Origin of the sequence: Flavobacterium covae, from assembly GCF_001534645.1 — a bacterium.
GTDB lineage: Bacteria > Bacteroidota > Bacteroidia > Flavobacteriales > Flavobacteriaceae > Flavobacterium > Flavobacterium covae.
Window position 1 is genome coordinate 853,398 of the sequence record NZ_CP013992.1, and the last position, 22,541, is coordinate 875,938.

General features: G+C 30.8%; 15 protein-coding genes. 13 read left to right on the forward strand and 2 right to left on the reverse strand.

What is annotated here, in order from left to right; translation table 11 throughout:
• Positions 1-87 precede the first annotated feature (87 nt).
• Both AWN65_RS03735 and AWN65_RS03740 read left to right on the forward strand, forming a co-directional pair.
• A complete protein-coding gene (locus AWN65_RS03735) occupies positions 88-1,128 on the forward strand; it encodes a formimidoylglutamase (RefSeq protein ID WP_060381934.1) in 1,041 nt (346 codons plus the stop codon).
• Between the two features lie 24 nt (positions 1,129-1,152).
• Complete coding sequence (locus AWN65_RS03740; RefSeq protein WP_060381935.1) at positions 1,153-2,424, forward strand: DEAD/DEAH box helicase; 1,272 nt, start codon at positions 1,153-1,155, stop codon at positions 2,422-2,424.
• Positions 2,425-2,636: 212 nt separating this feature from the next.
• Here the strand turns inward: AWN65_RS03740 and AWN65_RS03745 are convergent, their stop codons facing one another.
• On the reverse strand, positions 2,637-3,776 hold the full coding sequence (locus AWN65_RS03745) for an acyl-CoA dehydrogenase (protein ID WP_060381936.1): 1,140 nt from the start codon (positions 3,774-3,776) through the stop codon (positions 2,637-2,639).
• An 88-nt stretch (positions 3,777-3,864) separates the two neighbouring features.
• Here AWN65_RS03745 and AWN65_RS03750 point away from each other — a divergent pair, with 88 nt between their 5' ends.
• From AWN65_RS03750 to AWN65_RS03760, 3 genes are all read left to right on the forward strand, one after another.
• Positions 3,865-4,935: an anhydro-N-acetylmuramic acid kinase gene (locus tag AWN65_RS03750; RefSeq protein ID WP_060381937.1), complete on the forward strand. Its 1,071-nt coding sequence runs from the start codon at positions 3,865-3,867 to the stop codon at positions 4,933-4,935.
• Positions 4,936-5,013: 78 nt separating this feature from the next.
• Positions 5,014-5,592 (forward strand): chalcone isomerase family protein, encoded by a 579-nt coding sequence (locus AWN65_RS03755; RefSeq protein ID WP_060381938.1) that lies wholly within the window; start codon positions 5,014-5,016, stop codon positions 5,590-5,592.
• A gap of 89 nt (positions 5,593-5,681) precedes the next feature.
• A complete protein-coding gene (locus AWN65_RS03760; protein ID WP_060381939.1) occupies positions 5,682-6,908 on the forward strand; it encodes a Glu/Leu/Phe/Val dehydrogenase dimerization domain-containing protein in 1,227 nt (408 codons plus the stop codon).
• A gap of 223 nt (positions 6,909-7,131) precedes the next feature.
• Here AWN65_RS03760 and AWN65_RS03765 read toward each other — a convergent pair whose 3' ends face one another.
• Complete coding sequence (locus AWN65_RS03765) at positions 7,132-8,667, reverse strand: YifB family Mg chelatase-like AAA ATPase (RefSeq protein ID WP_060381940.1); 1,536 nt, start codon at positions 8,665-8,667, stop codon at positions 7,132-7,134.
• 155 nt (positions 8,668-8,822) lie between these two features.
• Between AWN65_RS03765 and AWN65_RS03770 the strand changes: the two genes are divergently transcribed.
• From AWN65_RS03770 to AWN65_RS15155, 8 genes are all read left to right on the forward strand, one after another.
• The gene (locus AWN65_RS03770) at positions 8,823-11,825 is read left to right on the forward strand and encodes an amidohydrolase family protein (protein WP_060381941.1); all 3,003 of its coding nucleotides are present in this window, start codon (positions 8,823-8,825) and stop codon (positions 11,823-11,825) included.
• A gap of 33 nt (positions 11,826-11,858) precedes the next feature.
• The gene (locus AWN65_RS03775; protein ID WP_060381942.1) at positions 11,859-13,160 is read left to right on the forward strand and encodes an amidohydrolase family protein; all 1,302 of its coding nucleotides are present in this window, start codon (positions 11,859-11,861) and stop codon (positions 13,158-13,160) included.
• A gap of 168 nt (positions 13,161-13,328) precedes the next feature.
• Positions 13,329-14,402: a peptide chain release factor 1 gene (gene prfA, locus AWN65_RS03780; RefSeq protein ID WP_060381943.1), complete on the forward strand. Its 1,074-nt coding sequence runs from the start codon at positions 13,329-13,331 to the stop codon at positions 14,400-14,402.
• 176 nt (positions 14,403-14,578) lie between these two features.
• Positions 14,579-16,606 carry a DUF5723 family protein gene (locus AWN65_RS03785; protein ID WP_060381944.1) on the forward strand — a complete coding sequence of 676 codons (2,028 nt, stop codon included), beginning with the start codon at positions 14,579-14,581 and terminating at the stop codon, positions 16,604-16,606.
• A 781-nt stretch (positions 16,607-17,387) separates the two neighbouring features.
• Entirely contained in the window at positions 17,388-18,215 is an 828-nt protein-coding gene (pyrF, locus tag AWN65_RS03790) for an orotidine-5'-phosphate decarboxylase (protein WP_060381945.1), read from the forward strand.
• A 40-nt stretch (positions 18,216-18,255) separates the two neighbouring features.
• Complete coding sequence (locus tag AWN65_RS03795; protein ID WP_060381946.1) at positions 18,256-19,086, forward strand: ABC transporter substrate-binding protein; 831 nt, start codon at positions 18,256-18,258, stop codon at positions 19,084-19,086.
• A gap of 25 nt (positions 19,087-19,111) precedes the next feature.
• Positions 19,112-19,885, forward strand: a complete 774-nt coding sequence (locus tag AWN65_RS03800; RefSeq protein WP_060381947.1) for an alpha/beta fold hydrolase — start codon at positions 19,112-19,114, stop codon at positions 19,883-19,885.
• A gap of 754 nt (positions 19,886-20,639) precedes the next feature.
• Positions 20,640-22,001, forward strand: a complete 1,362-nt coding sequence (locus tag AWN65_RS15155) for a hypothetical protein (protein WP_063744209.1) — start codon at positions 20,640-20,642, stop codon at positions 21,999-22,001.
• The last annotated feature ends 540 nt before the right edge of the window (positions 22,002-22,541 follow it).

Genomic DNA, 22,541 nt, shown 5'->3' on the forward strand with positions numbered 1-22,541 from the left:
AAATAATTTTTTAATGTGATTGTACCAAGAGTTAACGTAACTTTACATAAAAATAGTATTTTTGACCCAATATAATTTCGTTCCCCAATGGAAAAATTAATTCGTTTTAGACAATCTGATCTTTCAAAAATTACATCTTATCGTAATGGAGAAATAAAATTTGGAGAAAAAATTCAAATTCTCCCTAAAGATGAAGATGTTTTTAGTTTTTTAAAAAGAAGTGAAGCAAGATACGTACTAGTAGGAATTCCAGAAGATATAGGAATACGTGCTAATTTAGGAAGAAAAGGAGCTAAAACAGCATGGGAAAGTACCATTCAAAGTGTAGCTAATATACAACATAACAAGTTTTGTAAAGGAAGCCAAATTATTATTTTAGGACGTGTAGATGTTTCACAAGAAATGAGTGAGGCAGAAGATTTAGATCCTAATAATCCTGATGATCGAAAACAATTATTTAAAATAGTTGAAAATATAGATAAAGAAGTATCTCATATTATTTATCATATTATAAAAGCGGGTAAAGTACCTATTGTGATTGGCGGAGGACATAATAATGCTTACGGAAATATTAAAGGAACCGCATTGGGATTAGGGAAATCTATTAACGCTGTAAATTTTGATGCCCATTCTGATTTTAGAATTTTAGAAGGAAGACATAGCGGTAATGGTTTTTCGTATGCCTTTGAAGAAGGCTTTTTAAAAAATTATTTTATTTTCGGATTACATGAAAGTTATACATCTAAAAATGTATTAGATATTATAAAAAGTAAAAATGATCGTGTCAGATATACTACCTATGATGAAATTAAAATTCGTCAAGAAAAACACTATCAGTCAGAATTAAAGGCAGCCTACGAACATGTAAAAGGAGATCCGTATGGAATTGAAATAGATTTAGATTCTATTCCTAATATACCTTCTAGTGCCATGACATTAAGTGGTTTTTCTGTAGAAGAAGTAAGACAGTTTTGTTATTTTTTTGGTAAACATAAAAATGCTTCTTATTTACATATTTGTGAAGGAGCTCCTTCTTTAGGAGAAGATAAAAATCCTCAATTAGTAGGTAAACTAATAGGATATTTAATAACTGATTTTATAAAAGCACATTCTTCAGTCACAAAATAGTACCTTTACCTAAAATATATATATATGACTTTTGAACAGTTTAGTTTTCATCGAAATATAGTACAGTCAATAAAGGAAGCAACCTATATAAAACCGACAGAAATACAAGAAAAAGCAATACCAATCATTCTTGAAGAAGAAGATTTAGTAGGTTGTGCCCAAACAGGAACGGGAAAAACAGCCGCTTTTGCAATTCCTATCCTAAATTATTTAATTCCTATAGTAGGATCTTTTAAAAAAAGAAAACACATTCGTACACTTGTTTTAGCTCCCACAAGAGAATTAGCCTTACAAATAGAAGAAAGCTTTAATAAATACGGAAAATATACAAATTGTACAACACTTACCATTTATGGAGGTGTATCACAAACCACTCAAGTAGAAAAGTTAAAAGAAGGAATAGATATATTAATTGCTACCCCAGGACGATTTTTAGACCTGAATAAACAAGGAGTAATAGATATCAATCACCTACATCATTTAGTTATAGATGAAGCAGATTTAATGCTTGATATGGGATTTATAAATGACGTAAGAAAAATAACGAAAATAGCTCCTCAGAACAGACAAACCCTATTGTTTTCTGCTACAATGCCCATAGAGATTAGAGAAATTGCTGAAGAATTTCTTAAAAAACCTAAATATATAGAAGTTAAATCAACCATACATAGTAGTCAGAACATAACACAATTGGTTTATTTTGTAGAAAAAACCGAAAAAAAACAACTTTTATTGCGAGTTATTAAGCAAAAAGAACTCGTTAATACCATAATATTTGTAAGAACAAAACAAGGAGCAGATAATCTTGCTGAGTTTTTGCAAAAAAATCAATTAAACTGTGATGCTTTGCATGGGGATAAATCACAAAGTGCACGCCAAAAAGTATTAGAAAATTTTAAAAATAAAACAATTGATTTCTTGATAGCCACAGATGTTGCTTCAAGAGGAATTGATATAGATCAGCTTCCTGTAGTTCTTAATTATGATTTGCCCAATATTCCTGAAACCTATATTCATAGAATAGGAAGAACGGGGAGGGCAGGACATTCAGGTATAGCAATTTCTTTTTGTGGAAAAGATGAAGAAACATATTGGAAAGATATAACCAGATTATTAAAGAATAAAGTAACAATAGAAGAAGATCATCCCTTTCCTTGGAAATCAAATAATAGTAAAAAAAATCAACTAAATCAAAAAAAAGCCATCCTTAAAGGCAATATCCAACCAAAGGAAAAAAGTGGAAAAAAATCAAGGAAGTCAGATAATTCTAAGAAAAATAAAAAAAGATGGTATTAAAAAAAATATTCTAACGAAGATAAGTTATAAATATATATAATCTTTTTAGGAATAAATTTTACTGATAAAAATACACTTTGGTTTAACTTAGCTCATAATATTTTCCGAGTTCTTTTTTAGAACTGAATATGATGTGTGTTCTTTTGTAAAAAAGAAGCTCTTTAGAAAAAAACAATTTAGTATGTTGTTTTAGAGAGCTTCTTTTTTGAGTTTTATTTTATTAAACCTCTAGAAATTACAATTCTTTGAATTTCAGAAGTTCCTTCGTAGATTTGAGTGATTTTAGCATCACGCATCATCCTTTCTACATGGTACTCACTTACATATCCATTACCACCATGTATTTGAACGGCTTCTATTGTTACGTTCATAGCTGTTTCTGAAGCAAATAGTTTTGCCATTGCACCAGAATGAGAAATATCTTGTCCAGCATCTTTTTCACAAGCTGCTTTCAAGCAAAGCATTCTAGCAGCCGTAATTTGAGTAGCCATATCTGCCAATTTAAAAGCAATAGCTTGATGTTGGAAGATAGGTTTTTTAAATGCTACGCGTTCTTGTGAATATTTTAATGCTAATTCGTATGCACCAGAAGCAATCCCCAAAGCTTGAGAAGCAATCCCTATACGTCCGCCATTTAGGACAGCCATAGCAAAATTAAAACCAAAACCATCTTCACCTATGCGGTTTTCTTTTGGTACTTTTACATCTGAAAACATAAGAGAATGTGTGTCAGAACCTCTGATCCCCATTTTTTTCTCCTTAGGACCTATAGAAAAACCTTCCCATCCTTTTTCTACGATGAAAGCATTAATTCCTTTGTGTCCTTTTTCAGCATCTGTTTGAGCAATAACTATATAAGTAGAAGCTGAACCACCATTTGTAATCCAGTTTTTAGTACCATTTAATAAGTAATAATCTCCTTTGTCAATAGCAGTCGTTTTTTGAGATGTAGCATCTGAACCCGCTTCTGGTTCAGATAAACAAAAAGCACCAATAACATCACCTTTAGCTAGAGGAACTAAATACTTCATTTTCTGCTCTTCACTAGCAAATTTTTCTAAACCTGCGCATACTAATGAGTTATTTACAGACATAATTACAGCTGCAGACGCATCAATTTTAGCTATCTCTTCCATAGCTAATACATAAGAAACGCTATCTAAACCTGCTCCTCCGTATTTAGGATCAACCATCATACCTAAAAAGCCTAGTTCAGCCATTTTTTTTACTTGCTCCGTTGGAAATATAGAATGTTCATCTCTTTCTACAACTCCTGGTAATAACTCAGTTTGAGCAAAATCTTTTGCCGCTTGCTGAATCATTAAATGTTCCTCGCTTAAATTAAAGTTCATTGTATTTTTGTGTTTTTGTTTTTATAAAAGTTTTCAAATATAGTTATTTATACTAATTTACCAATGAGTTTAATTATTTTTGCAAGTCATGAAAAAGAACTTTTTTAATGTTATAGGCGTTATGTCTGGTACCTCCCTAGATGGAGTTGATTTGGCTCATATATTTCTAAAAAAAGAGCTTCAAACTTGGAAGTTTGAAATCCTAGAAGTAGAGACCATATCTTATGAAGAAGAATGGTTGTATAAATTAAAATCTGCCGTAAATTTTAATAATAAAGAATTACAGATTTTAAACGAAGAATACACAGTCTATTTAAGTTCTATTATAAATAGATTTATTGATAAGTATCAACTAAAAGACTTAGATGCTATCTGCTCTCATGGGCATACGATCTTACATCAACCTCAAAACGGTTGTACTTTACAAATTGGAAATTTGCCTATACTAGCCGAGCTAATAAAGCAAAAAGTAGTGTGTGATTTTAGGGTTCAAGATGTTGAAAAAGGAGGACAAGGAGCTCCTTTAGTCCCTATAGGAGATCAGATTTTGTTTTCAGATTTTGAATATTGTCTAAACTTAGGAGGATTTTCTAATATTTCATTTGAATTCCAAGGAAAAAGAATAGCTTTTGATATTTCTCCTGTAAATACAGTTTTAAACTTTTTATCAGAAAAAGTCGGAAATAAATTTGATAACAAAGGAAAAATGGCTGCTTCGGGTTCTGTCAATGATCTTTTATTAGCAGAACTAAACGAATTGAACTTTTATAAATTACCATTTCCTAAATCGTTAGGAATAGAGTATGTCAAAAAAGAAGTATTGCCTATAATTAATAAATTTAATTACTTAATTATTCCAGATATTTTATCAACATTTTCAGAACATATTGCCATTCAAATTAAAAATATACTATTAAATAAATCAGGTAAAATGTTGGTTACAGGAGGTGGAGCTTACAATGATGATTTGATAGAAAGGATAAAAAAGAATAATCCAAATATAGAAATTGTTGTGCCTGAACAAAAAATAATTGAGTTTAAAGAGGCACTAATTTTTGCATTTTTGGGAGTTTTAAAGTTAGAAAATAAAATTAACGTACTTTCAAGTGTTACAGGGGCTTTTGAAGATCACTCATCAGGATTTATATATACGTTTTGAATGAGAATAAAAAAAAATCATTTTTTGGAATGAAATTTAAATGTAATACATTTGTATTACCCTAAAAAATTCAAAAATATGAAACTAAAAAAGTTATTTTTTACCGCTTTTATGTTTGTAACATTCTGGTCTAATGCACAAACACAATTTGAGACAGAAGGCGTAATTGTTCCTAGAAACATAGAAGTAAATGGAGGAAAAAAAATTCAATTAAATGGATTTGGAACTCGTTCAAAAGCTTGGGTTGATGTATATGTACAAGCTTTGTATTTAACAGCTTTATCTCAAGATCCACAAGTTATTATGGATAGTGAAACAGATATGGCCATTCGTATTGAAATAATTTCAAAAATGGTTACAGCTCGAAAGTTAACCAGTGCAATGGAAAAAGGTTTTGAAAAATCATGTGGAGAAAAACTAAACGCTATGATGCCTAAAATTAACCAATTTAAATCATTGCTTTCCGAAGAGATTGTAAAAGGAGACGTATACGTATTATCTTACAATCCAAAAGAAGAAGCTATTTCAGTTACTAAAAATGATAAGTTAAAAGGTAAAGTAGAAGGAAAAGATTTTAAAAAAGCTCTTTTCGGTATTTGGTTATCAAATGAGCCAGCAGATGAAGATTTAAAGAATGAACTTTTAGGAAAACATTAAAAAATTAACCTATAAAAAAAGTTGTGCAAAATATTTACATTTGCGCAACTTTTTTTATAAGATACACATCTAAAAATAAATAGAATAACATGAAAGAGCTTTTAAAGAAATTTGAAAATAAAGAACCAGAAGTAGTATTTCATTGGAAGGATCCAGAAACAGAAGCAGAAGGTTGGACTGTAATTAATTCGTTGCGTGGAGGAGCTGCTGGAGGAGGAACTCGTATGCGTAAAGGATTAGATATGAATGAAGTTTTATCGTTAGCCAAAACAATGGAGGTTAAATTTTCAGTTTCTGGACCAGCTATAGGAGGCGCAAAGTCAGGAATTAATTTTGATCCAAATGACCCTAGAAAAAAAGAAGTATTACAACGTTGGTATAAAGCAGTTTCTCCTTTACTAAAAAGTTATTATGGTACTGGAGGAGATTTAAATGTAGATGAAATTCACGAAGTAATACCAATGACCGAAGAATGTGGCGTTTGGCATCCACAAGAAGGTGTTTTTAATGGACATTTTAAACCAACTGAGGCTGATAAAATAAACCGTATAGGACAATTACGTCAAGGAGTTGTAAAAGTTATAGAAAATACCACCTTTTCACCTGATATTCATAGAAAATATACTGTAGCAGATATGATTACAGGGTATGGAGTAGCGCAAGCCGTTAGACATTATTATGATATTTATGGAGGGAGTGTTGTAGGTAAAAAAGCCATTGTTCAAGGTTTTGGTAACGTAGGTTCAGCAGCTGCGTTTTATTTAGCAGAAATGGGAGCCAAAATTGTAGGAATAATAGATAGAGATGGTGGTCTTATTAATGAAAATGGTTTTAGTTTTGAAGAAATTAGAACATTATTCTTAAATAAAGATGGAAATAAATTAGTAACGAATGATATGATTTCTTTTTCTGAAATTAATGAAAAAATTTGGTCTATAGGAGCAGATATTTTTGCACCATGTGCCGCATCACGTTTAGTTACAAAAGAACAGGTTGAAAGTATGATTACTTCAGGATTAGAAGTGATTTCTTGTGGAGCCAATGTTCCTTTTGCAGATAAAGAAATTTTCTTTGGTCCTATTATGGAAGAAACAGATAGCAAAGTAAGTTTAATTCCTGATTTTATTTCAAATTGTGGTATGGCTCGTGTTTTTGCTTACTTTATGGAACGAAAAGTACAAATGACAGACGAAGCTATTTTTAATGATACTTCAGACGTTATTAAAACAGCTATCCAAAAAACATTTGATTCAAGTTCTGATAAAAAGAATATAAGCGCAAGAGCTTTTGAAATAGCATTAAAACAATTAGTTTAAAAAAATTAAATCTCCAAAAAGAAAAATTTTATGCACATAAATAATATTGTAAAAATCATATAAAATATTTTGACAACAATGTCTTTGGCGATTAAAATGAAGATAGTTGATCAAGTTAAGTGGATAAGATTTTAAACTTTTGGATAGTCTTAGATATTATAGATTTATATAAAAAGAGAATATTATCATTATATGAATATTCTCTTTTTTAAATTTATAGGATCTAGCCAAGCCAACCTTCTCGATCTAGACTCCTGTATTGTATAGCTTCCGCTATATGATGAGCGTGTACACCATCTGAATTTTCAAGATCAGCAATAGTACGAGATACTTTTAATATTCTATCATAAGCTCTAGCGGATAAACTTAGTCGTTCCATTGCAGCTTTTAATAAATGAAGAGAATCATTATCTAAAGAGCAATATTCTCTTATTTGTTTTGTAGTCATTTGAGCGTTATAGTGTAAATATTCATATTTCTCAAATCTTAAACTCTGTATTTCACGTGCTTTACAGACTCTTTTTCTAATTTCTAAACTACTTTCGGAAGGACGATTGTCTGAAAGTTTTTCAAAAGGAACAGGTGTTACCTCTATATGTAGATCTATTCGATCTAATAAAGGACCTGATATTTTGTTCATATACCGTTGCATTTCATTAGAACTTGAACTTAATTTAGAAGAAGAATCATGAAAATAGCCACTCGGACTAGGATTCATACTGGCAACAAGCATAAAGGATGAAGGGTAGGTAATTGTAAATTTAGCTCTGGAAATAGTTACTTCTCGATCTTCCAATGGTTGACGCATTACTTCTAAAACTTCTCTCTTAAACTCAGGGAGTTCATCTAAAAAAAGAACACCATTATGAGCTAAGGAAATTTCTCCAGGCTGTGGATAACTGCCTCCACCTACAAGAGAAACACTTGAGGCAGAATGATGAGGAGCCCTAAAAGGACGTTGATTAATTAAACCTGAATCTTTTGATTTTCCTGCAACACTATGTATTTTTGTTGTTTCTAATGCCTCTTTTAATGTCATAGGAGGTAAAATGCTGGGTAACCTTTTAGCTAGCATGGTTTTGCCTGCTCCAGGCGGACCAATTAATATAATATTATGTCCTCCAGCTGCTGCTATTTCCATACATCTTTTAATTGATTCCTGACCTCTCACTTCTGCAAAATCAAATTCAGGAAAATCAATAGTCTTAAAAAAATTTTCTCGAGTGTTTATTTTTATAGGTTCTAGTTGTGTTTTATTTTCAAAAAAATCAATAATTTCACTCACGTTTTCAATGCCATACACCTCTAAATCAGATACGATTGCGGCTTCATTGGCATTTTGTTTGGGTAAGAAAAATCCTTTAAAACCCTCTTCTCTAGCCTTTATAGCAATAGGCAAAGCACCTTTTATAGGTTGTAAACTTCCATCTAAAGAAAGTTCGCCCATTATGACATATTGGTCTATTTTATCCTTGCTAATTTGTTCTGAAGCGGCTAGAATACCAATAGCAATCGTTAAGTCATAAGCGGATCCTTCCTTGCGTAAATCAGCAGGAGCCATATTTACGATTATTTTTTTTCCTGGAAATTGATAATGATTATTTTTAAGAGCAGCTGCTATTCTAAAACAACTTTCCTTGATGGTGCTATCAGGCAATCCTACTAGATGATAACCAATCCCTTTTTCTGTGTTTACTTCTACTGTAATAGTAGTAGCATCTACGCCAAAAACGGCGCTTCCAAATACTTTTACTAACATGGCTTATATTATTTTAAAGGCTTTATATCTAATAAAATTAGTAAAAAAAGAATATTAATTCTTATTTTAAACTTAAAATTTTGTTAAAATTTAATTAAAATAAAATATATTGACTGCTTATTTTTAATTTTCAAGAATTAAACAAAACTTTAATAATGAAAAATATAAAAGCATTTTTACTCCTAAATTTAGTGTTTTTACAAACAATAAATTCGCAAGAATATTTTCCAAATAATGAAAATGTTAAAAATAGATTCCATAACCTAAAAGCTTTTATTAATGCAAAAATTTACATTACACCTTCTGAAATAATAGAAAACGGAATACTATTAGTTAAAGAGGGTAAAATAATAGAAGTTGGTCAAAATGTAATAATTCCTAAAGAAACTATTAGTATTGATTTAAAAGGAAAGACAATTTATCCTTCATTTATTGATTTGTACACTAATTTTGGAATCGAAACAACGACAAAATCTAATACAAATAGAAATGATAATCTTTTTTATGATACTAAAAGAAAAGGATATTATTGGAATGAACACATTAAAACAGAAAATAATGCTTTTGAAGTTTATAAGTATGACAATCAAAGAGCAGAAGAATTTTTAAAAGCAGGATTTGGTCTTTTATGTACCCATATTCCAGATGGAATTGCTAGAGGTACAGGTGCTTTAGTATTTTTGAATAATGAACAAGAAACCCATAATTTTTTAGAAAAAACAATAACTCATCATTTCTCTTTAATGAGAAGTACATCTTCTAATCAAGCGTATCCATCTTCATTAATGGGAACATTAGCACTGTTGAAGCAGATGTATCACGATGCTAATTGGTATAAAAAAGAAAATTCAGACTATAAAGATACTTCTTTAGAATCTTTGATAAAAAATGAAAAACTAGTTCAAATTTTTGACACAGAAGATAAATTAAACAGTTTACGAATAGCCAAAATAGGAAAACAATTTGGAATTAATTATATATTCAAAGGAGCAGGAAACGAATTTGAACGTATTGAAGAAATTAAAAAAATAAATTCTAAATTTATTATCCCGATTAATTTTCCCGAAGCTTATGACGTATCAGATCCTTATATAGCCAATCAAATAGAATTGGCTGATTTACGATTCTGGAATCAAGCTCCCTTAAACCCTAAAATATTAGATGATAATGGCGTTGTATTTGCCCTAACAACAGATAAATTAAAAAAAATAGAGGACTTTAAAACGAATTTATTAAAAGCCATAAAATACGGTTTAAACAAAACTAAAGCACTAGAAGCATTAACTACAGTTCCAGCTAGTTTGCTAGGGAAAACCAATAAAATAGGATGTCTGAAAAAAGGAGCTTATGCCAATTTTTTAATTACTTCAGGAGATATTTTTGATGTAAAAACTACCTTGTTTGAAAATTGGGTTAATGGTAGAAAATATATAATAAACGATTTAGAAACAAAAGATATCAGAGGAACCTATCAATTAACCATTGGAGATGAAAAATATAAAATGAATATAGAAGGAGAAATAAATACTCCCAAAATAGAAGTTAAAAACGATCAGGATAAAAAAGTAAACTCTAAATTAACAGTTTCTCATAATTGGATAAATCTTCTATTACAAACAACAGATTCCACCACAACAAAATTTCATAGATTAACAGGGTTTATTTCAGATGCTAAAAACATACAAGGAAAAGTTGTAACAGCCCAAGGATTAGAATCTACTTGGGAAGCTAAGCAAACAAATGTTTTTGTAACAACCAAAGAAAAACCATCGAAAGACGAGATAAAAAAAATTTCCCCTATAACCTACCCAAATTTACCGTATGGAAACCCTGAAAGACCTAAAGAAAGAAATATACTATTTAAAAATGCCACAGTTTGGACTAATGAAAAAGAAGGAATACTAACAGAAACAGATGTCTTAATAAAAAATGGAAAAATAAAAACAATAGGAAAGAATATTAGTGATATTACAGCCGAAGTAATAGATGCAAAAGGCAAACATTTAACAAGTGGAATTGTTGATGAACACTCACATATAGCAATATCTAAAGGAGTAAATGAAGGAGGACATAATTCATCAGCCGAAGTAACAATAGAAGATGTTGTTAATTCAGAAGATATTAATATCTATAGAAATTTAGCAGGTGGAGTAACCACCTCACAATTATTACACGGTTCAGCCAATCCTATAGGTGGGCGGTCAGCTATAGTACGTTGGAAATGGGGATTAGCACCCGATGAAATGATTTTTCAAAACGCACCTCAATTTATCAAATTTGCTTTAGGAGAAAATGTAAAACAATCTAATTGGGGAATTTCAAATCCAACCCGTTTCCCGCAAACCCGTATGGGAGTAGAACAAGTATTTATAGATTATTTTACCCGAGCATTAGAATATGATAAAATGTGGAAACTCTACAATACACAAGGAAAATCAGGTAAATTAAAAGAACCACGGATTGATCTTGAATTACAAACAATAGCTGAAATCTTAAATAAAAAACGATTCATCTCATGTCATTCTTACGTTCAGTCTGAAATTTTATCTTTAATGAGAGTAGCTGAAAAATTTAACTTTAAGGTAAATACCTTTACGCATATATTAGAAGGATATAAAGTTGCGGATGAAATAAAAAAACATGGGGCAGGAGCTTCCACTTTTTCCGATTGGTGGGCCTATAAATATGAAGTAAATGATGCCATACCTTATAATGCTTCCATTCTTCATAAACAAGGAGTACTTGTAGGAATAAACTCTGATGATGCCGAAATGTCAAGACGATTAAATCAAGAAGCAGCAAAAATAGTTAAATATGGCGGCATATCAGAAGAAGAAGCTTGGAAGATGATAACATTAAATCCAGCTAAATTACTACACCTAGATGATAGAATAGGAAGTATAAAAATAGGTAAAGACGCAGATCTAGTTTTATGGAATGATAATCCATTATCAATATATGCAAAAGTAGAGAAGACCATAATTGAAGGAACTATATATTATGATAGAATACAAGATCAACAATACAGACAAACAATTCAACTGGAGAAAATAGAATTAATAAATCAAATGTTGCAGCAAAAAAACCAAGGAGCCCCTGTGCGACCAGCAACTAAAACAGAAAAAAAGCATTACCATTGCGATACAATAGAAGACTAAAAGACTCATGATAACCAATAAAGATTTAAATAAATGAAAACATATATAAAACTTCTATATTCCGTATTATTTATAACAGGAATGTATGCTCAACAAATACCAGCTCCTAAACAAACTAAATCAATACTTATTATAAATGCTATAGCCCATTTAGGAAATGGTCAGCTAATAGAAAATAGCGCGATAGGATTTAAAGACGGGAAGCTAAATTTAATAGCAGATGCACGTCTGACACGTATTGATTTAAACTCTTATGATGAGGTAATAAAGGCAGAAGGTAAACACATATATCCTGGTTTTATAGCACCTAATTCCACCATAGGACTAGTAGAAATAGACGCAGTAAAAGCAACCAATGACGAAAGAGAAATAGGAAGTTTTACTCCTAATGTAAGAAGTTTAATAGCCTATAATACAGAATCTAAAATAATAGAAACAGCTCGTATAAATGGAGTTCTCACGGCTCAAATTACACCTAGAGGAGGATATATAGCAGGAACCTCTTCTATTGTACAAATGGATGCTTGGACTTGGGAAGATGCAATAATTAAGGAAAATGACGGAATTCATTGTTATTTTCCAATTACATTCAAAAAAACAGGTTGGTGGGCTGAACCAGGTACTATAGAAGTAAATAAAGAGTATCTAAAAGAAGTAACCGAATTTTCAGATTTCTTAAAACAAGCCAAAGCATATTTGAATAACGAACCAATAGAAAAAAATATTGTTTTTGAATCTATGAGAGGAATTTTTAATGGAACCCAAACACTATATGTAAACGCCTATGAAGAAAAACAAATCATCGACGCTATTCGAATAATAAAAGAAAATAATATACAAAAAATGGTAATCATTGGAGGCTATCAAGCAGATAAAGTAGCCCCCCTTTTAGTTCAAAATAATATTGGAGTTTTAGTAGGAAGAGTACACAGTTTGCCCAATTTAGATCACGATGATATAGATCAGCCTTTTAAACTAGCAAAGATTTTAATGGATAAAGGAGTTTTAGTAGGATTAGAAAATAGTGGTGATATGGAGCGAATGAATACAAGAAACCTTCCATTTTTAGCAGGTACAACAGTAGCATACGGATTGACAAAAGAACAAGCCCTACAAACCATTACACTAAATACAGCCAAAATTTTAGGAATAGATTCAACTTGTGGTTCCTTAGAAGTAGGTAAAGAAGCAACATTATTCATCTCAGAAGGAGATGCTCTGGATATGCGAACAAATAATTTATCACAAGCTTACATTCAAGGAAGAAAAATTTCTTTAGAATCGCATCAAACTCAATTAAACGACAAGTATAAAAAAAAATACAATATCCAATAAAAAAATATAAGAAAAGTAAGAATAATATAACAAATAACACTCTGTTTTTACACTAAAACAAAGACACAAAAGAAGATATTTAGATCAGATAAAAAAACTTAAATCTCTAATTCTTGGTTCTTGAAACAAAAATCGTAATTTTGTATTCCAAAATAGAAGAATTACAATATGTTAGACAGACTTCAATATGTAAAACAACGTTTTGATGAAGTATCAGACTTAATTATTCAGCCAGATGTTATAGCTGATCAGAAACGTTATGTACAATTAAATAAAGAATACAAAGATTTAAAAGCATTGGTTGAAAAACGAGAAGAATACGTAAATCTTGTTGGAAATATTAATGAAGCTAAAGAAATAATAGCAGATGGTTCTGATGCAGAAATGGTAGAAATGGCCAAAATGCAATTAGAAGAAGCACAAGAAAGACTACCACAATTAGAAGAAGAGATCAAGTTTATGCTTATTCCTAAAGATCCAGAAGATGCTAAAAATGTAATGGTAGAAATTAGAGCAGGTACAGGTGGAGATGAAGCTTCTTTATTTGCAGGAGATTTATACAAAATGTACACCAGATACTGTGAAACAAAAGGATGGAGAACCTCTGTTGTAGATCTAAACGAAGGAACAGCAGGTGGATTTAAAGAAATTATTTTTGAAGTAACAGGAGAAGACGTTTATGGAACTCTAAAATATGAAGCAGGTGTACATCGAGTACAACGTGTACCACAAACAGAAACACAAGGACGAGTACATACCTCAGCAGCTACTGTTATGGTATTACCAGAAGCAGAAGAATTTGATGTACATATAGATATGAATGATGTACGTATAGACTTATTCTGTTCTTCAGGACCAGGCGGACAGTCCGTAAATACAACTAAATCAGCTGTTCGGATGACACATATTCCAACAGGATTAGTGGCACAATGTCAAGACGAAAAATCCCAACATAAAAATAAAGATAAAGCCTTATCAGTACTACGTTCCCGCTTATATGAAATGGAACTAGCTAAAAAACAAGAAGAAGACGCTAAAAAACGTAATTCGCAAGTTAGTTCAGGTGACCGTTCTGCAAAAATTAGAACTTATAACTTTCCACAAGGACGTGTAACAGATCACCGAATAGGAATGGATATCTTTGATATGGATGGGGTGATGAGTGGGAAAATTCAAAAATTCATAGACGAATTACAATTAGTAGCTAATACAGAAAAACTAAAAGAATCAGAAGTATATTAATAAGACTGTCCCGAAAGGAACAGTCTTTTCATTTTGACCAAACAGAAACTCCAACGAAGTGAATAGTAAAAGTAAATTATATAACACTAATAATGTGTTTATCCTATAATAGATACTGATCTTTAACTTTTCAGACCCCACGAAAAAAAAACTTTTTAACCATCAAATAAATTTAAATGAAAAAAATTTTAGCATTATTTTCCCTATTTCTTTGTACAGAGCAAATAGAAGCACAATCCTATATAGGATTTGTACCCGATAATTACAGTGGTGTGCATGGGATGATTTATAACCCTGCTACTATAGTAGCATCTCCTTATCGTTTGGATTTAAATCTAGTTTCAGGGAGTGCCTTGCTAGGCAATGATTATTTTGGTGTAAAAATTACAGATCTTTTAAAAAAAGATTTTGACATAGATTTACAATCTAAAAAATTTGCTTCATCAAATAATAATATAATCGTAAATGCAGACATACTAGGTCCTTCATTTATGTTTAATATAACACCAAAACATTCTATTGGATTCTTCTCCAGAGCTAGAGGAAATGCAAACATACACGAACTAAATGGTACTCTATTTGATAAATTTAGAAAAGACTTTAAAGACATTAAAGACTACAACATAGATGAAGGAGACTTTAATATGGTAGCAAATAGCTGGGCAGAATTAGGGCTATCTTATGGAGCTATTATATTAAATAATGAGCAATATTCATTAAAAGGAGGTATATCACTAAAATACTTACAAGGATTTGCTAACTCCTACGCTTATGGAAAAAACATAAACCTATTTTTCAACGCAAACAATTTTCCTAATAATCAAAAAATTACAGCTACAGGAGATTTTGTTTATGGAGGTACAAAAGATTTTAATAACCTAGATAAAGAACTAAAATACAACCCAAACTCAAATGGTTTTGGAGGTGATCTAGGATTAATTTTTGAAATAAAAAACCAAAATGTTCAAAAAAAATATGGACCTAATTATAAATGGAAATTTGGAGTATCTGTAACAGATATAGGTACTATTAATTATAAAACAAATACTGAAAACCATTACGAATTTAATAGCATCACCGTAAATCAAGTATTAGTAGAATCAGCAGGTAATTTAGAAAAGATATTAGCCCTATTTGATACAAGACCAGAAATCTATTCTTCACAAAAAGTAACGCTGCCAACAGCCTTGCATACTAATATAGATTGGAATTTTTTTAGAAAATTTTATTTAAATATTAATGGAGATTTTAATCTAAATGATAAAAAAGCACTAAATACAACATCAATTGCAAACACCTATATTGTAACTCCACGTTACGAAAGCAAATGGTTTAGTTTTGCAATACCTATTAATTATTTAGAATATAGAGGACTAAATGTAGGAACTAGTTTACGCTTAGGTCCTTTATTTATAGGATCAGGATCTGTTTTAAGCAATTTAATTTCTTCAGAATCAAAAGGAGCAGATGTATATTTTGGATTAAAAGTGCCAATCTACAAAGGAGAAAAACGTAAAAAAGAACCAAAAGAAATTAAAATACCAGAACCTACTCCCGTAGCTCAAGAAAAAATAATACCTGATACAGATAATGATGGAGTCCTAGATAATCTAGACCAATGTATTAACGAAAAAGGACCCAAAGAAAATAAAGGATGCCCTTATAAAGACACAGATAATGATGGTGTTATAGACCCTGAAGATAAATGTATAACAGTAGTAGGACCTGTTGAAAACAACGGTTGCCCTTGGCCTGATACTGATGGAGACATGGTTTTAGATAAAGATGATAAATGTGTAAACGTTCCTGGAACAATTAAAAATAATGGATGTCCAGAAGTTACACAAGCAGTTGTTAAAAAACTAAACGATTATGCAAAAACAATTTTATTTGATGCAGGAAAAAACACTTTCCAAGCCTCTACCTATTCAGTATTAGAAGCCATGACAGCCTTATTAAATGAATATCCTACAGCTAAATTTTCATTAGAAGGACATACTGACAGTGTTGGTAAAGCAGAAGTTAATAAAACACTTTCAGAATCTCGTGCATCTGCTATTATGAATTACCTAGTAGATAAAGGAATTGATAAATCTCGACTAAAAGCTATAGGTTACGGAGAATCAAAACCCATTGCCTCTAATAAAACAAAAGCAGGAAAAGCATTAAATAGAAGAGTAGAAGTGAAATTAATCATTGAATAATTCATCCTTCTTTAGTATATTGAACGTTATTGAAACACAATAACGTTCAATATGAAAAAAATAAATTTTTAAAAAAGAGACTGTTCAAAAAGTTCGCAATCTTGTCATCTCGACTAAAGGAACAAATCACATAATCTTGATTTATTACTTTTAGGACAGCCTCTTTTTTTTCTTACTGCTCAAGAAAAAGAAACGAATGAATTAAAAATTAGCTGCCGAATAGTTTCCATAAATAATATTATAAATACTGTTACGAACAGCTACCAGACCAGCAAGTTTAGGAACCATACCAATTGACAATGAAGTCAGTAAAGGTACATTTACTCTAGAGTATAACTATGCAATAATTAATAGATTAAATTTATGATTACATCTAGCTTATGAAGTTTTTGAATCAGATGTATTATCTAATAATAAAGTAATTAATAAGCAAAAAGAAGATAACATTACCCTAGCCCTAAAATCTAATTATAACTATTTTTTAAACCATAAATTTAGACTATGTTCAGGACTAGCAATAGGATATACTCTTATACGAAATAGAACAAATCAATTATTATCAGAAGGAATATCCTTTGATAATTCAAGCCAATTTAATTTTTAAATCAAAGACATAGTATTTAGGTGTGGGAAAAAATTAGAAATCAGCGTAGAATCAGGATTAGGTTATAAAAGAATTTTAAACAGAGGAATTTCCTATCAATTCTAAAACTAATATATTTCTTAAAAGGATGTTCAATTTGAATATCCTTTTTTTATTTTTGCACCACAAAATAAGATGATGACAACACAACAATTGATCCAACAAATCCAACAAAAAAAATCATTCCTTTGTATAGGTTTAGATGTAGATTTAGAAAAAATTCCACAACACCTATTAACAAAAGAAGACCCTATTTTTGAATTTAATAAAACCATTATAGATGCTACACACGATTTGTGCGTAGCTTATAAACCCAATATAGCTTTCTTTGAAGCCTATGGAGTTAAAGGATGGATTTCACTAAAAAAAACCATCCAGTACATCAACGAAAATTATCCTCAAATTTTTACCATTGCAGATGCAAAAAGAGGAGACATAGGCAATACTTCTACTATGTATGCTAAAGCTTTTTTTCAAGATTTAGAATTTGATTCAATTACCGTAGCACCCTACATGGGAAAAGATTCAGTAGAACCCTTCCTATCATTTGAAAATAAACATACAATCATGTTAGCCCTAACATCTAATGAAGGAGCCTTTGATTTTCAAACACTAACTACTAATGGAAAAGAATTATACCAACAAGTAATAGAAACTTCTAAAACTTGGAAAAATACCCAAAATTTAATGTATGTAGTAGGAGCAACTAAGGCAGAATATTTTCAAGAAATTAGAAAAATAATTCCCGAAAGCTTCCTGCTAGTTCCAGGAATAGGAGCACAAGGAGGAAACCTACAAGAAGTATGTAAATACGGAATGAATAAAAATGTAGGTTTATTAATTAATTCCTCCAGAGGAATAATTTATGCCTCTAAAAATCAAGATTTTGGTATAAAATCAAGAGAAGAAGCCCTGAAAATACAAAAAGAAATGAAACAAATTTTAATAGAAAGAGCAATTCTATAAAAGGAAACTATAAAAGAGTTGAATTATCAAACTTAAACAAATGATTTATACGGATCAAATAGGAAATCAACATAATTTAGAAACAACACCAAAAAGAATAGTTTCATTAGTACCTTCACAAACAGAACTATTATATGATTTAGGATTAGAAAATAAAATTGTAGGTATTACAAAATTTTGTGTACACCCTTTCCATTTTAAATCAACTAAAACCATAGTAGGAGGTACAAAAAATATAAAATTTGATAAAATAAAAGAATTAAAACCTGATATTATAATTTGTAATAAAGAAGAAAACACACAAGAAATAGTTCAAGAACTAAGTTCAATCTGCCCAGTTTGGGTAACTGATATTTATACACTAGAAGATAATAACAAGATGATTGAAGATTTTGGCAAACTATTCAACGTTCGTACCGAATCACAAAAATGGATTGATAAAATTAATTTTCTAAAAAATGATTTTCTACATTTTATAGAAAATTATGAAAAACAAACCGTAGCGTATTTCATTTGGGGAAAACCCTATATGGCAGCAGGAAGAAATACTTTCATAAATCACTTATTAGAGATCAATAAATTAGAAAACATTTATGCAACTAATGATAAGTATCCTGAAAGATATCCTGAAGTTATTGTACAAAAAATGCGTATTCAAGGCGATCCCGATCTTATTTTCTTATCATCAGAACCATATCCATTCAAAGATGAACACGCATTTGAATTAGGACGATATTCTCATCATGCCAAAACCGTTTTTGTTGATGGAGAAATGTTTTCTTGGTACGGTTCACGACTAGTAAAAGCCTTTGATTACTTTAAAAAATTACGTTTAAGAATAGGAGAACTACATCTTCACCACACACATTGATAACATAATAAACATCTCAAAAAATATGATTCATTATACCATTTATGAAAATACTTCCACAAATCAATGGGTAACCTTTATACATGGAGCAGGAGGGAGTTCTTCTATATGGTTTAAACAAATTAGAGAATTTCAAAAACACTTCAATGTCTTACTGTTGGATTTAAGAGGACATGGAAATTCTAAAAAAACAAGCCTCTCAAAAAAATATACCTTTATATCTATAGCTCATGACGTACTAGAAGTTATAGACTATCTAAAAATACAATCATCTCATTTTATTGGAATTTCCCTAGGAACTATAGTAATTAGACAATTAGCCGAAATACAACCAGAAAGAGTTAAAAGTATGATAATGGGAGGAGCAATCTTAAAAATGAATTTCCGTTCACAAATATTGATGAGAATAGGAAATGTTTTTAAATACATACTCCCTTATTTAGTTCTCTATAAATTATTTGCCTTTATTATTATGCCAAAGGAGAACCATAAACAATCTCGTTTAATGTTTATCAATGAAGCCAAAAAAATATATCAAAAAGAATTTATAAAATGGTTTAAACTAACAACCGAAATAAATCCCGTATTAAGTTGGTTTAGACAAGTAGAATTAAATATTCCAACTTTATATATAATGGGAGAAGAAGACTATATGTTCCTTCCAGCTGTAAAAAAGGTAGTAGAAGCACATTATAAATCAGCAAAACTAACCATTATTGAAAAATGTGGACATGTTGTAAATGTAGAACAAGCCCACGCCTTCAATAAAAAAGCAATTGATTTTTTAAGAAAATTGTAATAATCAATTTAAAATCTTTTAACTCAGATTATATATTAGACTTTGTGATGAAAATGAAAAAGAATAAAAAAATTTTCATATAGACAGTTTACCATACTAACAACAAAAATCGTTAGTTCGAGCGCGAAGCACATCGGGAACCAATACTAATTTTTATTGATTTTGTAGGATAGTGACTAAATTAACATGTAGTTTGTCACTCCGACGTGAGGAGGAGTCTCATAATCAGCATTATGTGATTTCTCCCTTTGGTCGAAATGACAAGATTGCGGACTTTTTGGGCAGTCTCGAGGTTAAAAAAAGTATTATAAGGAAATTTCAAAGTTAGATGGTGTAAATCAACATGCGGTTTGTCACTCCTGCGTAAGGAGGAGTCTTATAATCAATAGTATGTGATTTCTCCCTTTGGTCGAAATGACAAGATTGTGAATTTTTTGGGCAGTCTCTAGGTTAAAAAAATAGTATTATGAGGAAATTTCAAAGTTAGATGGTGTAAATCAACATGCAGTTTGCCACTCCTAAACAAGGAGGAGTTTGATAATCAATAGTATGTGATTTCTCCCTTTGGTCGAAATGACAAGATTACAAATTTTTTGGACAGTCTCAGGGGTAAAAAAGTATTATGAGGAAATTTCAAAGGCACATTCATAATTACCCAAACACTTGCATATCAACAAAATAAGTGTTATTTTAGAAGAAACAAACCCCGAAATTGCTCAAAAAGAGTCAAAAACGGGGTTTTTCTTTAAATGCTATGCCAAAAATAATACGTTTAAGCGAATTTCAATACCAAATTCCATTTTTTACTATCAATAAAGATTTTGATGGTTTTTACGCCCAATTTTTAAAAACAGATTTGGGTAAAATTTATCTTTCGATGCCTTTTTCAGAGCTTGCTCAAGCCTTCAAACTGAAAGATTCTCAAAAAGGGACTCATTGTTATTTTAGTCCTAAAGGCAAAATTGCTCTGATGATGCTTAAAAACTACTACGGTTGTTCGGATAAAAAGTTGATTGAACTTCTCAATGGAAATATCTTTATGCAATTTTTTTGTGATATTCTGATTCCGATTGATAAACCTTTGAAAAACTTTAAAATCGTGAGTCAAATCAGAATGGAGCTATCCAAGACTTTAACCATTGGCAAAGCTCAAGAAGTACTAGCTAAGAACTGGATTCCTTATATGGGAGATTTAGATAAAATGCTTACGGATGCTACTTGTTACGAGAGTGAAGTGCGCTTTCCTACGAACCAGAAATTGCTTTGGGAGTGTGTACAGTGGAATTATAAGCAAATGGAAGCTTTGTGTCATTTGTTTAAAATAAAACTACCAAGAACTAAATATTTAGATTGGTGTAAGCGATACAATCAATATTCAAAAAAGAGAAAAAAACAATCAAAACATCGCACAAAAGTTACCCGAGGTTTACTTAAATTATTATACAAACTCAATGGCGAACTTAGCCGTATTGAAGCACAAAATCCGTTTGAAGCCACTACAAAATATAGCAAACAGCGCCTGATTATCAAACAAGTATACAAACAACAAATTCAGATATTTAAAACTGGTAAAAGTGTTCCAGACAGGATTGTAAGTATTAGCAAAAGTTATATCCGCCCAATTGTTCGCGGGAAAGAAGTAAAGCAAGTTGAATTTGGAGCCAAAGTAAACAAAATTCAAATCGATGGCATTAACTTCATCGAACACATTCAATATCGAGCTTTCAACGAAGGAACTCGTCTGCAAAGCAGTGTTTTTTGCGCTCAGAATTTAACTAAAACAAAAGTAAAAATACTTGGAGCCGATGCCATTTATGCTACCAATAAAAATCGAACCTTCACGTCTACCAATACTATCCAAACCGATTTTGTACGTAAAGGAAAAGCTGGAAAAAATGAAGAACAACGCAAAATTTTAGCGCAACACATCAAGAAAGAACGAGCTACTCGACTAGAAGGAAGTTTTGGCAAGGAGAAGGAACATTACCATCTCAAGAAAATCAAAGCCAAAACCCAAAAAAGTGAGATCCTTTGGATTTTCTTTGGCATTCACACAGCCAATGCATTAGAAATAGGGAGACGGATTTATCTACAACAGCAAACTTTAGTAGCATAAAAAAAATGTAAGACCAGCATCATAGGGGAACGTGCGTCGTGTTGCGACCCAAAAACCTATTTTTAAACATTTGAATCCTTTAAAAAACAAAAATGACCCAAATTTGTAAATCAAAATGGGTCATTGTTTTATTTTTTTACAAAAGTGAGGTTACTTCTGAATGTGCCTTCAAAGTTTAAATGGTATAAATCAACATGCAGTTTGCCACTCCTAAACAAGGAGGAGTTTGATAATCAATAGTATGTGATTTCTCCCTTTGGTCGAAATGACAAGATTGCGAGCTTTTTGGGCAGTCTCGAGGTTTAAAAAAAGTATTATGAGGAAATTTCAAAGGTTAAATGGTATTATTCTAAAAAAAATCTAAATCAGTTCTAAAAAACACATTTACCTATTAGATAAGCATCCTTGATAATTATCTAAAAAATAAAAACAAAACTTCAGTTTATCATTTTTGAGCAAAAAAAACGATATAATCAAGTATGCAATTTAAAGTACACCTTCCCGTAATCTATTTTTTTATAGTAAAAAGACAGGTGAAAA

Bases quoted from the DNA above. Each gene is read 5' to 3' on its own strand.
- AWN65_RS03735 (WP_060381934.1), top strand. From the start codon at position 88: ATGGAAAAATTAATTCGTTTTAGACAATCTGATCTTTCAAAAATTACA.
- AWN65_RS03740 (WP_060381935.1), top strand. From the start codon at position 1,153: ATGACTTTTGAACAGTTTAGTTTTCATCGAAATATAGTACAGTCAATA.
- AWN65_RS03745 (WP_060381936.1), bottom strand. From the start codon at position 3,776: ATGAACTTTAATTTAAGCGAGGAACATTTAATGATTCAGCAAGCGGCA.
- AWN65_RS03750 (WP_060381937.1), top strand. From the start codon at position 3,865: ATGAAAAAGAACTTTTTTAATGTTATAGGCGTTATGTCTGGTACCTCC.
- AWN65_RS03755 (WP_060381938.1), top strand. From the start codon at position 5,014: ATGAAACTAAAAAAGTTATTTTTTACCGCTTTTATGTTTGTAACATTC.
- AWN65_RS03760 (WP_060381939.1), top strand. From the start codon at position 5,682: ATGAAAGAGCTTTTAAAGAAATTTGAAAATAAAGAACCAGAAGTAGTA.
- AWN65_RS03765 (WP_060381940.1), bottom strand. From the start codon at position 8,667: ATGTTAGTAAAAGTATTTGGAAGCGCCGTTTTTGGCGTAGATGCTACT.
- AWN65_RS03770 (WP_060381941.1), top strand. From the start codon at position 8,823: ATGAAAAATATAAAAGCATTTTTACTCCTAAATTTAGTGTTTTTACAA.
- AWN65_RS03775 (WP_060381942.1), top strand. From the start codon at position 11,859: ATGAAAACATATATAAAACTTCTATATTCCGTATTATTTATAACAGGA.
- prfA (WP_060381943.1), top strand. From the start codon at position 13,329: ATGTTAGACAGACTTCAATATGTAAAACAACGTTTTGATGAAGTATCA.
- AWN65_RS03785 (WP_060381944.1), top strand. From the start codon at position 14,579: ATGAAAAAAATTTTAGCATTATTTTCCCTATTTCTTTGTACAGAGCAA.
- pyrF (WP_060381945.1), top strand. From the start codon at position 17,388: ATGACAACACAACAATTGATCCAACAAATCCAACAAAAAAAATCATTC.
- AWN65_RS03795 (WP_060381946.1), top strand. From the start codon at position 18,256: ATGATTTATACGGATCAAATAGGAAATCAACATAATTTAGAAACAACA.
- AWN65_RS03800 (WP_060381947.1), top strand. From the start codon at position 19,112: ATGATTCATTATACCATTTATGAAAATACTTCCACAAATCAATGGGTA.
- AWN65_RS15155 (WP_063744209.1), top strand. From the start codon at position 20,640: ATGCCAAAAATAATACGTTTAAGCGAATTTCAATACCAAATTCCATTT.